Annotated in this window: 10 protein-coding genes; 5 read left to right on the top strand and 5 right to left on the bottom strand. The window is 59.6% G+C overall.

The window, feature by feature from the left end; genetic code table 11:
* Positions 1-51 precede the first annotated feature (51 nt).
* The 4 genes from glyQ to BBG20_RS10195 all read left to right on the top strand — a co-directional run bounded on the left by glyQ (position 52) and on the right by BBG20_RS10195 (position 4448).
* Entirely contained in the window at positions 52-1005 is a 954-nt protein-coding gene (gene glyQ / locus BBG20_RS10210; RefSeq protein WP_003187265.1) for a glycine--tRNA ligase subunit alpha, read from the top strand.
* Complete coding sequence (glyS, locus tag BBG20_RS10205; protein WP_065902707.1) at positions 1002-3056, top strand: glycine--tRNA ligase subunit beta; 2055 nt, start codon at positions 1002-1004, stop codon at positions 3054-3056. The genes glyQ and glyS overlap by 4 nt, the downstream gene beginning before the upstream one ends.
* Positions 3056-3595, top strand: coding sequence for a D-glycero-beta-D-manno-heptose 1,7-bisphosphate 7-phosphatase (gene gmhB, locus BBG20_RS10200; RefSeq protein ID WP_174245652.1), 540 nt, complete (start codon positions 3056-3058; stop codon positions 3593-3595). Before glyS ends, gmhB begins: the two co-directional genes overlap by 1 nt.
* An 82-nt stretch (positions 3596-3677) precedes the next feature.
* Positions 3678-4448 carry a lysophospholipid acyltransferase family protein gene (locus BBG20_RS10195; RefSeq protein WP_065902705.1) on the top strand — a complete coding sequence of 257 codons (771 nt, stop codon included), beginning with the start codon at positions 3678-3680 and terminating at the stop codon, positions 4446-4448.
* 182 nt (positions 4449-4630) lie between these two features.
* On the opposite strand, the gene BBG20_RS10190 is transcribed toward BBG20_RS10195, so the two are convergent.
* Positions 4631-6910, bottom strand: coding sequence for a CHASE2 domain-containing protein (locus tag BBG20_RS10190; RefSeq protein WP_065902703.1), 2280 nt, complete (start codon positions 6908-6910; stop codon positions 4631-4633).
* 3 nt (positions 6911-6913) lie between these two features.
* On the bottom strand, positions 6914-7828 hold the full coding sequence (locus tag BBG20_RS10185) for a FecR family protein (protein WP_226939978.1): 915 nt from the start codon (positions 7826-7828) through the stop codon (positions 6914-6916).
* 314 nt (positions 7829-8142) lie between these two features.
* Between BBG20_RS10185 and BBG20_RS10180 the strand changes: the two genes are divergently transcribed.
* Positions 8143-8868 (top strand): response regulator transcription factor, encoded by a 726-nt coding sequence (locus BBG20_RS10180; RefSeq protein ID WP_065902699.1) that lies wholly within the window; start codon positions 8143-8145, stop codon positions 8866-8868.
* 94 nt (positions 8869-8962) lie between these two features.
* Here the strand turns inward: BBG20_RS10180 and gyrB are convergent, their stop codons facing one another.
* The 3 genes from gyrB to dnaN are packed head-to-tail and all read right to left on the bottom strand — an operon-like array spanning position 8963 to position 13612.
* Positions 8963-11380, bottom strand: coding sequence for a DNA topoisomerase (ATP-hydrolyzing) subunit B (gyrB, locus tag BBG20_RS10175; protein ID WP_065902697.1), 2418 nt, complete (start codon positions 11378-11380; stop codon positions 8963-8965).
* A 4-nt stretch (positions 11381-11384) separates the two neighbouring features.
* Positions 11385-12488 carry a DNA replication/repair protein RecF gene (gene recF / locus BBG20_RS10170; RefSeq protein WP_065902696.1) on the bottom strand — a complete coding sequence of 368 codons (1104 nt, stop codon included), beginning with the start codon at positions 12486-12488 and terminating at the stop codon, positions 11385-11387.
* 20 nt (positions 12489-12508) lie between these two features.
* Positions 12509-13612, bottom strand: coding sequence for a DNA polymerase III subunit beta (dnaN, locus tag BBG20_RS10165; RefSeq protein ID WP_053258802.1), 1104 nt, complete (start codon positions 13610-13612; stop codon positions 12509-12511).

Here is a 13612-nt window from a genome sequence, read left to right as displayed (position 1 = left end):
TCGGGTATACTCCCGCTCTTTAAATCGCAGCCCAAGTAACAGGTGAATTTCGTGAGCCAGCCTACGCCAGCCGTGCGTACCTTCCAAGACTTGATCCTCGCCCTCCAGCAATACTGGGCCGAGCAAGGTTGTGTGGTACTTCAGCCCTACGATATGGAAGTAGGCGCCGGCACTTTCCACACCGCTACCTTCCTGCGGGCCATCGGCCCGGAAACCTGGAACGCCGCTTATGTGCAGCCCAGTCGTCGCCCGACTGACGGCCGCTACGGCGAAAACCCGAACCGTCTGCAGCACTACTACCAGTTCCAGGTAGTCCTGAAGCCGAACCCGGACAACTTCCAGGAACTGTACCTGGGCTCGTTGAAACATGTCGGGCTGGACCCGCTGGTCCACGACATCCGTTTCGTCGAAGACAACTGGGAATCGCCAACACTCGGCGCCTGGGGCCTGGGCTGGGAAGTCTGGCTCAACGGCATGGAAGTGACTCAGTTCACCTACTTCCAGCAAGCGGGCGGCATCGAGTGCTACCCGGTGACCGGCGAGATCACCTACGGTCTCGAGCGCCTGGCCATGTACCTGCAAGGCGTGGATTCGGTCTACGACCTGGTGTGGGCTGACGGCCCGTTCGGCAAAGTCACCTACGGCGACGTGTTCCACCAGAACGAAGTGGAGCAGTCCACCTACAACTTCGAACACGCCAACGTCGACAAGCTGTTCGAACTGTTCGACTTCTATGAAAGCGAAGCCAAGCGCCTGATCGAACTCGACCAGCCGCTGCCGTTGCCGAGCTATGAAATGGTGTTGAAGGCGTCCCATACCTTCAACCTGCTGGATGCTCGCCGTGCCATCTCGGTAACCGCGCGCCAGCAATACATCCTGCGTGTGCGCACCCTGGCGCGTTCCGTCGCCCAAGCCTACCTGCTGGCTCGCGCCAAGCTGGGCTTCCCGATGGCTACCCCGGATTTGCGTGATGAAGTGTTGGCTAAGCTGGAGGCTGCACAATGAGTGCTCAAGATTTCCTGGTTGAACTGGGCACCGAAGAGTTGCCACCCAAGGCACTCAATACCCTGGCCGACGCGTTCCTGGCCGGTATCGAAAAAGGCCTGCACAGCGCTGGCCTGAAGTTTGAAGCGAAAAAAGTCTACGCCGCGCCACGTCGCCTGGCCGTATTGCTGACCGCGCTGGAAACCCAGCAGCCAGACCGTAACATCAACCTGGACGGCCCACCGCGCCAGGCCGCTTTCGATGCTGACGGCAACCCGACCCAAGCGGCCCTGGGCTTTGCCAAGAAGTGTGGCGTCGAGCTGAGCGAAATCGATCAGAGCGGCCCGAAACTGCGTTTCAGCCAGGTCATCAAGGGCAAGCCAACGGCCAGCCTATTGCCGACGATCGTGGAAGATTCCCTGAACGACCTGCCGATCCCCAAGCGCATGCGCTGGGGCGCGCGCAAGGAAGAGTTCGTGCGTCCGACCCAATGGCTGGTGATGCTGCTTGGTGACCAGGTCATCGACTGCACGCTCCTTGCCCAGAAGGCCGGCCGTGATTCTCGTGGCCACCGCTTCCACCATCCGCAGAGCGTGCGCATCACCTCGCCGGCCAACTACCTCGACGACTTGCGTGCAGCCTACGTGCTGGCCGATGCCAACGAGCGTCGCGAGCTGATCAGCAAGCGCACCGAAGAGCTGGCCCGCCTGCAGGAAGGCACCGCAATCGTGCCGCCAAGCCTGCTCGACGAAGTGACCGCGCTGGTTGAATGGCCGGTGCCGCTGGTGTGCTCGTTCGAAGAGCGTTTCCTCGACGTGCCGCAAGAAGCATTGATCACCACCATGCAGGACAACCAGAAGTACTTCTGCCTGCTGGACGTGGATGGCAAGTTGCTGCCGCGCTTTATCACCGTGGCCAACATCGAGAGCAAGGACCCGCAGCAGATCATCGCCGGTAACGAGAAAGTCGTGCGCCCGCGCCTGACCGACGCCGAGTTCTTCTTCAAGCAAGACAAGAAGCAGAAGCTCGAAGACTTCAACCTGCGCCTGCAAAACGTGGTGTTCCAGGAAAAACTCGGCAGCGTCTACGACAAAGCCGTGCGCGTCTCCAAGCTGGCCGCCTACATCGCGCCACGCATTGGTGGGGATGCTGCCTGGGCTGCGCGTGCAGGCTTGCTGTCCAAGTGCGACCTGGCCACCGAGATGGTCGGCGAGTTCCCGGAGATGCAAGGTGTTGCCGGCTACTACTACGCCCTCAACGACGGCGAGCCGGACGATGTCGCCCTGGCATTGAACGAGCAGTACATGCCGCGCGGTGCCGGCGCTGAACTGCCGACCACCCTGACCGGTGCAGCCGTGGCGATCGCCGACAAGCTGGACACCCTCGTGGGTATCTTCGGTATCGGCATGTTGCCTACCGGCAGCAAAGACCCGTATGCCCTGCGCCGTGCTGCCCTGGGCGTGCTGCGTATCCTGATCGACAAGAAGCTGGACCTCGACCTGACCCAGGCCGTGGTGTTCGCGGTCGGCCAGTTCGGCGGCAAGGTCAAGCAAGCCGGCCTGGCCGAGCAAGTGCTAGAGTTCGTGTTCGACCGCCTGCGTGCGCGTTACGAAGACGAAGGCGTGGATGTCTCGGTGTACCTGTCGGTACGTGCCCTGCAGCCGGGTTCGGCGCTGGACTTCGACCAACGCGTACAAGCCGTGCAGGCCTTCCGCAAACTGCCTGAGGCCGATGCCCTGGCCGCCGTGAACAAGCGCGTGTCGAACCTGCTGAGCAAGGCCGAAGGCCTGGGCAACGCCGATGTCGACCCTGGCCTGTTTGCCGATGCCAAGGAGTTCTCGCTGAACTCGGCCATTGCCAAGGCAGAAAACGCGGTGAAGCCGCTGATCGCCGAACGCAACTACGCCGAAGCCCTGGCGCGCCTGGCCACCTTGCGTGAGCCGGTGGATGCGTTCTTCGAAGCGGTGATGATCAATGCCGAAGACGCGGGTGTACGCAAAAACCGCTACGCCATGCTGGCGCGTCTGCGTGGCCTGTTCATCAATATCGCCGACATTTCCGTACTGGGCTGATCATGTTGAAACTGCTGATTCTCGATCGGGACGGGGTGATCAATTACGACTCCGACGCTTACATCAAGTCGGTGGCGGAGTGGATTCCACTGCCCGGCTCGATCGAGGCCATCGCGCAGTTGAGCAAAGCCGGCTGGACGGTGGCCATCGCCACCAACCAGTCCGGCATCGCCCGCGGTTACTACGACATCGCCACCCTGGACGCCATGCACGCGCGCTTGCGCACGTTGGTGGCCGAGCAGGGCGGTGAGGTGGGACTGGTGGTGTACTGCCCCCACGGGCCGGATGAGGGCTGCGATTGCCGCAAACCCAAGCCTGGCATGTTGAAAACCATTGCAGAACATTACAAGGTGCCCTTGGCTGGGCTATGGTTCGTCGGGGACAGCCTCGGTGACCTGGAGGCGGCCAAAGCCGTCGACTCTCAGCCAGTTTTGGTTAAGACCGGGAAAGGCGAAAAGACCCAGGCGAAAAACCTGCCGGTAGGCACCTTGATTTTTGACGATCTGGCGGCGGTTGCCGCAGAACTTATCAACAACTAGCCGCCCTCGACTTCCTGACCAAGGACCGTTCGGGAGTGCGCTTTTAACAGGCGGGCGTTGTCCCGCAACGGTAAATGCCGCCATGTCGATTTTGCAGGCCATCAGAACCTTTTTCTTTTACCTGCTGTTGGGCACCAGTTCTTTCCTCTGGTGCACCCTGAGCTTTTTTATCGCGCCTTTCCTGCCGTTCAAGGCGCGCTATCGCTTTATCAACGTCTATTGGTGCCGCTGCGCGTTGTGGCTGACCAAGGTGTTCCTCAATATCCGTTTCGAGGTGAAGGGCGCCGAAAACGTGCCGGACCAGCCGTGCGTGATTCTGTCGAACCACCAGAGCACCTGGGAGACGTTCTTCCTCTCGGCGTACTTCTCGCCCCTGAGCCAGGTGCTCAAGCGTGAGCTGCTGTACGTGCCGTTCTTCGGCTGGGCCATGGCCATGTTGCGTCCCATCGCGATTGACCGTGACAACCCCAAGGCGGCGCTCAAACACGTGGCCAAGAAGGGCGACGAGCTGCTCAAGGACGGCGTTTGGGTGTTGATCTTCCCCGAAGGTACCCGCGTGCCCTACGGCACCGTAGGCAAGTTCTCACGCGGTGGTACCGCGTTGGCAGTCAACGCCCACCTGCCGGTCTTGCCGATTGCGCATAACGCCGGCAAGTACTGGCCAAAGACCGGCTGGGCCAAGCGTGAGGGGACCATCACCGTAGTGATTGGCGAACCGATGTATGCAGAAGGTGAAGGCCCGCGCGCCATTGCCGCGCTGAATGACCGTGCTGCGGCCTGGAATGAAGCGCAGCAGCGGGCCATGGGTTCGCTGCCGCCAGAGCCGGTTGTGGTCGACACACCGGTGGTATGAGCATCTGTGGATAACCTGTGTACGGTTTGTTGGCGAACTGGTCTTTTTGACTTATAAGAAGCTGATTTACTTACATATTTCCCAAGCTCATAAAATAGCGGAAAAGGTGCATAAGTTTTTCTCGCAGAAAAAAACCGGTCCTTGGGACCGGTTTTTTATGCACAGCAGGAAAGTGGGTTTTCTCACTCTTCCCACAGCGGCAACTGCAGGCTGAACGTGGTGCCTTTACCGACCACGCTTTCGCAACTGATCCGCCCTCCATGACGCTCGAGAACGGCTTTGACCATGGTCAGGCCCAGCCCCAGGCCTTCACTGCCCTGAGCGGAATCGAAGCGTCGGTACTGGCTGAACAGCTCCGGTAAATCTTGCGCAGCGATCCCCGGCCCCTGGTCGCTGATGCGGCATTCCAACCAACCTTGCACAGTGGCGTGACTCAGCCGGACGGTGGTACCGGACGGGGAGTATTTGATCGCGTTCTCCAGCACGTTGAACAACGCGCGCGTGAGCAACGATTGATCGGCCCACACCATGCCCTCATCGGCTTCATCCAGGTCGTGCACCAAGTGAATGCCCTTGAGCTGGGCGATCAACGCGACTTGATCAAAGGCATCCATCACCAGCATCGCGAACAGGGTCGGCTGGAATTGATAGCCATCAGCCTCGGCTTTTGCCAGCTGTACGAACGACTCGGTAAGGCTCAAGGCGCGTCGTACCTGCTGCTCGATCTGGGTGAATACCGGTGACTCGCCGTTGTGCACATCCAGCAACGCGAGGATCGCCGAGTGCGGCGCGCGCAGGTCATGGGACAGGAAGCGCAGCATGGTCTCGCGATGCTGCTGGGCATCGCGTTCCTTGCTCAGGTCCGTCAGGCTCAACAGCCAACCGAGCGCGACATCACCTTCAGCCGGCAGCAAGGGGGCCAGCTCCATGCGCAGGCTGCGCTGGCGGATATCTCGGAACTCGACGAGTTCGAGTGCGGACAGGGCAGGGCGCACACCATTGTGCAGCGGTGGATAACCGAGGTCGGCGAGTTGTTCGATGAGGTTTTCGTTGACCAGGTCATTGCCGAACACCTCACGGGCAATGCGATTTGCCAGCAAAATATTGCCGCCGGGATCGGTAATCAGGGTAGCTACCGGTAAGCACTCCAGGCCATCGGCCATAAAGCGCCGCGTGTCTCGCGTGCGGCTCACGGCTTGCTCCAGCGCGAAGATACGCCCCTGCAACACATCGCCATGGCTGGCGGGCGCGCGCCGGCGCTCGGGCAGCACTTTGGGCTCGTTATCCAGCCGCGCCAGCTCCCAGCCGAAATAGGCGAGGATCGCGCTCAGGCGCCGCCAGTTCCAGATCAGGTAGCTCAGTAACAAACCAATCAAGCAGGCCGCCGGCGACCACCAGTGGCCCAGGCGCAGCAGCGCCCAGGCACCGAACAACGCCGTGGCCATGCAGCCCAGGGTCATCCATAGCGCATAGCGTGGGCGGTACAGCAACAATCCCAGCAACAATGCGACCAGCGACGTCGCCAGGGTTGCCGCCAGCCATGCGGGCACGTCAACGATGCTTCGCCCTTGCAGCAAGCCATTGAGCACATTGGCCTGGATCTCTACACCGGCCGTGGTGCCAACGGTGGAGGAGAGGGGCGTGACGAATCGATCGCCCATTCCGGAGGCCGTGGCGCCAACGAGAATCAGACGGTCGCGCAGTTGCTCGGGAGGCACCTCACCGTTTAATACACTGACGTAGGACACACTAGGGAAATGCGTGTGCGGCGCAATGAACGGGATGCGAATGGCATGCTCCCGGTGCCAGTGTTGATCGACCGGCTCGCGTGCCTCCCCCGGCATCGGCGACTTCTCACCGCTCATCTCATAGGCCAGCCATGCCAACTGCGCAACGGCAGCGTCCGGTGGGCCCTCGCGCATATACAAGCTGCGCACCACGCCGTCGTTGTCGGCTTCCACGTTGATATGGCCCACGCCCCTGGCGCATTTCAGCAGCGCCGACATTTGCTCGCCTGGCCGGCTGTAGCTGGCGGTGCTATCGCGCAACAGTGGCAACAACACGTTACCGGCATTGCACACGGCATCGGCCAGGCGTTTGTCATTGGCTGGGTTGCCGGGCTCGCTGAAGATCACATCAAACAGGATACCGGCGGGTTGTGCGGCATTCAGACGGTCAATGAGGTCGGCGTGCAAACTACGCGGCCAAGGCCATTGACCGAGCTTTTTCAGGCTTTGATCGTCAATCGTCACCAGCAAAATACGCGGGTCCACCGGCAGTGGGGTCAGCCGACGCAGGCTGTCATACAACGGGTTGTTCAAGGCAAGGCCGGGGCTCAATGACAGATAGGCCGTGATCGGCAGCAGCAGTAAACCGATCCACAGCCACTCGCGGACCAGGCCATGGAACAAGCGCTGGGCGTGGGTGGGCTGGCGTTTCTCGGGCTTGCCCCAGAGCATCATCGGTCAGCCACCGGTAGCCTGCGCCTGTGCTGCCGGCGGGTAGTAGAAAATGTCATAGACCCCGGTTTCTCCTTCCAGTCCGTGGGCGTCATACGCCGACAAACGCACGTGATAAAACGACGCCTTGAGCCCAGTGAAGCTCATTTTCGGCTCACTGGAGAAGTTTTCCTGCTTGATGTTCATGAAGGCTTTATCAGTCGCCACCTGGGCGCGATAACGTTGCGCGCCCGCCAATGGCCGCAGGTATAGACGCCAGACGGGCGCGTCGCCTTTCTGCCCATCCTGGCCAATGAGTTTCGGCGCGGGCAGCAACGCTAACGGCTCAAGCTCGCCTTGTTTCTTGAACAGCAGCCCTTGTCGCGCGCCGACCTTTACGTCGCTGTCAGACGGGCCAGCCTTGCTGTCACGGTTGACCGCGACCTGGCCGTCGAGTACTTCGAGCACCGATTGCTCACCATCGTCGCGCACTCGAAAATGTGTGCCACGTACCCCCAGCACGCCCACCGGCGTGACGATCTGGAAGCGATCATAATCGGTGGCCCGCTTGATCACATACGCTTCGGCCTGGCCTTGTTCGAGCATCACTTGGGGGATCAACTGCTTCTCGTCGAGGTGCAGGCGCACCTGGGAACTGGACGGCAGCACCACCCGAGAACCGTCGCCGAGCAACAGGCTGACAAATGCCGCAGCGGATGTTCTCACCCCCTCTTGCTCATCAATGGTCATGCCCTCCTGCAAAGGCGTCACCTTGCCGCGTACATCGAGCTTCCAGGCTTCCCCGGTCAGGTGCTGGACAACAGCCGGCAACGGCTGCGCACGGCACAGGGTATGGTCATCGATATAGGCCGGCCGCACTTTGGCCGATGCACCCGCAACCCCTACCGCCAGGATCAACAGGGAGGGAAGGGCGCGAAGCATTGAATGGGGGGAAAGCGTCATGGTTCTCATCAATGTCCAGGTTCCAGAGGACGTCTGACATCGGCACGCGGGCATTTACGGCAGCGCATGTGTCGGCTGATCCTTTTACTTACCCTCGCGAGCCGGTATCTTTCCCACAGAGGTACCCAGGACTTTCAGGGGGTTACGGCCCTTTGATATCAGCGTACCGAGAGATCCAAGGGGTCGTCGAATCTGACCACAATTATTCAGATTCAATGGCCGGCAACTGCGCAGTATGTGCCGTTATTCATTGGCCGTCGGCTGCCCTATATTAAGTACAAAGGACCCTCGACATGCGTGTCGCAATACTGGATGACGAACCTGCCGAGTTGCGGCGGGTGGAACAGACACTGCGACAGATCCCCGGCACCGCGGAGCAGCCTTGGTCCCTGCATTGCTTCGAGCGTGGTGAAGACCTGCTACGCCAACTGCGCCGGGAAACCTTTGACCTGTTGATACTCGACTGGCAACTGCCCGATATCACTGGCATTGCCTTGCTGCGCTGGACCCGCGAACACATGGAATCGCCCCCCGCCGTCATCATGCTCACCAGCCGCGATGCCGAGAGCGATATCGTCACGGCACTCAACAGCGGTGCCGACGACTACGTCAGCAAACCCTTTCGTCCCAACGAACTGAAAGCCCGTGTCTCTGCAGTGTTGCGTCGCCACGGCCTGCAGAAGTCGGCGTCCCAAGAGGTGCAAAGCTTCAACGACCTGACCTTTGACGATGCTGAACTGACGGTGACCCGAGCCGGCAAACCGATCAACCTGACCGAGCGTGAATACCGCCTGGCCAGTTGCCTGTTCGCCAACCTGGCCCGACCGCTGTCCCGTGAGTACCTCTATGAGCGCTTCTGGACTCATGAAGAAATGGTCTCGTCTCGCCCACTGGATACGCATATCTACCGGCTGCGTAACAAGCTTGGGCTGACGGCGGATCGAGGTTGGCAACTGTTGACGATCTACGGGTATGGGTATCGATTGGAGAGTGTCGCAACGGCGCCATCGCCCAACTGAAATGGCGATGTTCCACGTGGAGCATTTAAAAAATGCCCAATAAAAAAGGCCAACGCTGAGCGTTGGCCTTTTTGTTTTTAGCGGTCTTGCCTGATCAGAAGTCCAGGTTGGACACCGCCAATGCGTTGCTTTCGATGAAGTCACGGCGAGGTTCGACCGCATCACCCATCAGGGTGTTGAAGATCTGGTCTGCGCCAATGGCGTCTTCGATGGTCACGCGCAGCATGCGACGCTGAGCCGGGTCCATGGTGGTTTCCCACAACTGATCCGGGTTCATTTCGCCCAGACCTTTGTATCGCTGGATGGTGTGACGCTTGGTGCTTTCAGCCATCAGCCAGTCAAGGGCTTCCTTGAATTCCTTGACCTGCTTCTTGCGTTCGCCACGCTGGATATAAGCGCCGTCGTCCAGCAGGGTGCTGAGTTGCGCGCCCAGGGTTACCACGGTCTTGTAGTCATTGCTGCCGAAGAAGTCGCGGTTGAAGGTGACGTAGTTCGACAGGCCGTGGGAGATCAGTTCGACCTCTGGCAGCCAGACATTACGTTCACGGTCTTCGCGCAGACTGGCTTTGTACACCAGGCCAGATTTCTCCACGGTGCGCAGGCGCACTTCGTACTGGGCCAGCCAATCCTGCATGTGAGCGTGGTCACCCAACTGCTCCAGGCTTACGGATGGCAGGTAGATGAAGTGCTCGGTCAACTCCTGCGGATACAGGCGCGACAGACGCTTCAGAGTCTTCATCACCATGCGGAAGTCGTTAACCAGGCGCTCCAGCGCCTCACCGGAAATGCCCGGGGCTTCGTCGTTCAAGTGCAGGCTGGCATCTTCCAGGGCCGACTGCGTCATGTACTCTTCCATGGCGTCGTCGTCTTTGATGTATTGTTCTTGCTTGCCCTTTTTCACTTTGTACAACGGCGGCTGGGCGATGTAGATGTAGCCGCGCTCGATCAGCTCCGGCAGCTGACGGAAGAAGAACGTCAGCAGCAGGGTACGGATGTGCGAACCGTCGACGTCAGCATCGGTCATGATGATGATGTTGTGGTAGCGCAGCTTGTCGATGTTGTACTCGTCACGGCCGATACCGCAGCCCAACGCTGTGATCAAGGTGCCGACTTCCTGAGAGGAAATCATCTTGTCGAAGCGCGCCTTCTCGACGTTGAGGATCTTGCCCTTCAACGGCAGGATCGCCTGGGTGCGACGGTTACGACCCTGCTTGGCGGAACCGCCAGCAGAGTCACCTTCCACCAGGTACAGCTCGGAGAGGGCAGGGTCCTTCTCCTGGCAGTCAGCCAGTTTGCCTGGCAGGCCGGCGATATCCAGTGCGCCTTTACGGCGGGTCATCTCGCGAGCTTTACGCGCCGCTTCACGGGCACGAGCCGCGTCGATCATCTTGCCGACAACCAGCTTGGCTTCGTTCGGGTTTTCCAACAGGAAGTCCGAGAAGTACTTGCCCATTTCCTGTTCGACGGCGGTCTTCACTTCGGAAGACACCAACTTGTCTTTGGTCTGGGAGCTGAACTTTGGATCCGGCACTTTCACCGAGATAATCGCGGTCAGGCCTTCGCGCGCATCGTCACCGGTAGTGGCAACCTTGTGCTTCTTGGCCAAGCCTTCGGCTTCGATGTAGGTGTTCAGGTTACGCGTCAGTGCGGAACGGAAACCCACCAGGTGAGTACCACCGTCGCGCTGAGGAATGTTGTTGGTGAAGCACAACAGGTTCTCGTTGAAGCTGTCGTTCCACTGCAGGGCGATTTCCACGCCGATGCCGTCTTCGCGCTGAATGTTGAAATGGAACACCTGGTTGACCGCAGTCTTGTTGGTGTTCAGGTATTCAACAAACGCACGCAGGCCGCCTTCGTACTTGAACAGCTCTTCCTTGCCGCTGCGCTCGTCCTTGAGGACGATACCCACACCGGAGTTGAGGAAGGACAATTCACGAATCCGCTTGGCCAGGATGTCCCAGCTGAAATGGATGTTCTTGAAGGTTTCAGCCGATGGCTTGAAGTGGATCTGAGTACCGGTCGATTCGCTGTCGCCAACGATCTTCATCGGCTCTTTCGGTACACCGTGGACATAGGTCTGTTCCCAGATCTTGCCACTGCGGCGAACGGTCAGGATCAGCTCTTCGGACAGTGCGTTCACCACCGACACGCCCACACCGTGCAAACCGCCGGAGACTTTATAGGAGTTGTCGTCGAACTTACCGCCGGCGTGGAGCACGGTCATGATGACCTCTGCCGCCGAAACGCCTTCTTCTTTGTGCACGTCTACCGGAATACCGCGACCGTTGTCGCGCACGGTAATCGACTCATCCGGATGGATGATGATGCTGATGTCGTCGCAGTGACCGGCCAAAGCTTCGTCGATGGAGTTGTCGACCACCTCGAACACCATGTGGTGCAGACCGCTACCGTCATCAGTGTCGCCAATGTACATACCGGGACGTTTGCGTACGGCATCCAAACCTTTCAGCACTTTAATGCTGGTCGAGTCGTACGTGTTTTCTTCGCTCATGCCTTCACTCCCGATGGTCGTGGGTCTGGGTGATACGGCCTTGTTCCACGTGGAACAAAGCGACTGGCGTATCCGTGTGCCAGCCTTCCCTCAATAATTCGTGGTCTACACAGGTGATAAACACCTGGCAGCGTAATTCTTCCAACAAGCGGCATAACGCGCGGCGGTGCTGCTCGTCGAGTTCGGACGGCAAGTCATCCACCAGATAAATACACTGACCGCGCCGGGCTTGGCTAACCAAGTGGCCTTGGGCAATCCGCAGTGCACACACCACCAACTTTTGCTGACCCCGGGACAAGATGTCCGCGGCATTGTGTGCGCCCAATCTAAGACGCAAATCAGCGCGTTGTGGGCCGGCCTGGGTATGACCCATTTGCTGATCCCGCTGCAAAGACGTGGCGAGCACGGCACTCAGGTCGCGCTCTTTGTCCCAACCACGGTAATAACTCAGCGTCAGCCCCTCGAGATCTAGCAACTCGCTCAAGGTCTGCTCAAAGACTGGTTTCAAGGCTTTGATATAGGCGCGGCGGTATTCATCTATTTCGTCGCTGGCCAGGCACAGTTCCCGGTCCCAGGCCGCTTGCGAAGCGGCGTCAAGTGTACCATGCCGCAGCCACGAGTTCCGCTGCCGCAGGGCCTTCTGCAGGCGCTGCCAAGTGGCCATGAAACGCGGTTCCACGTGGAACACTCCCCAATCGAGGAATTGCCTGCGGATTTTCGGTGCACCTTCCAACAGCCGAAAGCTGTCGGGGTTGATCAGTTGCAATGGCAGGATTTCCGCCAACTGCGCGGCACTACGAGCATTTTGCCCGTCGATGCGAATCTGGAACTCCCCACCGCGATCACGCGATATCCCCAGGCTGCTGTGCCCACCTTCCGCCAGTTCGACTTGGCCAAACACCGTGCACGCCAGTTGCTCGTACTGAATCACCGGTAACAGGCGCGCACTGCGAAATGAACGGGCGAGACCCAACAGGTGAATGGCTTCCAGCACGCTGGTTTTGCCACTGCCATTGGCGCCGTGGAGAATATTGATGCGGGGGGAGGGGGAGAAGGTCACCGGGTGCAGATTGCGCACCGCGGTGACCGAGACGCGACTGAGGGACATCTAGCTTCTGCTGAGCATGATTACAGGCGCATCGGCATGACAACGTAAGCCGAGTCGTCGTTGTCGGATTCCTGCACCAGGGCACTGCTGTTGGAGTCGGACAGGATCAGGCGAACCTGTTCGGTCGTCATCACACCCAGCACGTCGAGCAGATAGCTCACGTTGAAGCCGATTTCCAGCGAGCCGCCGTTGTAGTCGACGCCCACTTCTTCTTCCGCTTCTTCCTGCTCCGGGTTGTTGGCCTGGATCTTCAGCTGACCATTGGCCAGTTGCAGGCGGATGCCACGGTACTTTTCGTTGGACAGAATCGCGGTACGGCTGAACGCTTCGCGCAGGGCCTGACGATCACCGATCACCAACTTGTCGCCGCCCTTAGGCAGTACACGTTCGTAATCCGGGAATTTACCGTCAACCAACTTGGAGGTGAAGGTGAATTCGCCGGTGGTCGCACGGATGTGGTGTTGACCCAGGACGATGCTGACGTTGCCATCCGGCTCGGTGAGCAAACGCGCCAGCTCGAGGATACCTTTGCGCGGCACGATAACCTGGTGGCGATCGGGCTGGCCGATGTCGGCTTTCATCGAGCACATGGCCAGGCGGTGACCGTCAGTGGCCACGGCGCGGATGATGCCTTCGGAGACTTCCAGCAGCATGCCGTTGAGGTAGTAACGCACGTCCTGCTGCGCCATGGCGAAGCTGGTGCGTTCGATCAAACGACGCAGTTTGCTTTGCTCCAGGCTGCACGTCAGCGAGCCAGGACCTTCTTCCACGGTCGGGAAATCATTGGCTGGCAAGGTGGACAGCGTAAAGCGGCTGCGACCGGCCTTGACCACCAACTTCTGCTCATCAACCTTGATGTCGATCAGCGCGTCGTTGGGCAGGCTTTTGCAGATGTCCATCAGCTTGCGCGCCGGTACGGTGATCTCGCCAGGCTCGGCGGGTTCTTCCAGCTGCACACGACCCACCAGCTCGACTTCCAGGTCGGTACCGGTCAAGGACAATTGCTGGCCTTCGACCACCAGCAATACGTTGGAGAGCACCGGCAAGGTCTGTCGGCGCTCGACGACGCCTGCGACCAGTTGCAGGGGTTTCAACAGGGCTTCGCGTTGAATGGTGAAATGCAT

Source organism: Pseudomonas aylmerensis (assembly GCF_001702265.1).
Classification (GTDB): Bacteria; Pseudomonadota; Gammaproteobacteria; order Pseudomonadales; family Pseudomonadaceae; genus Aquipseudomonas; species Aquipseudomonas aylmerensis.
This window is presented reverse-complemented; position numbering and strand designations above follow the sequence as displayed.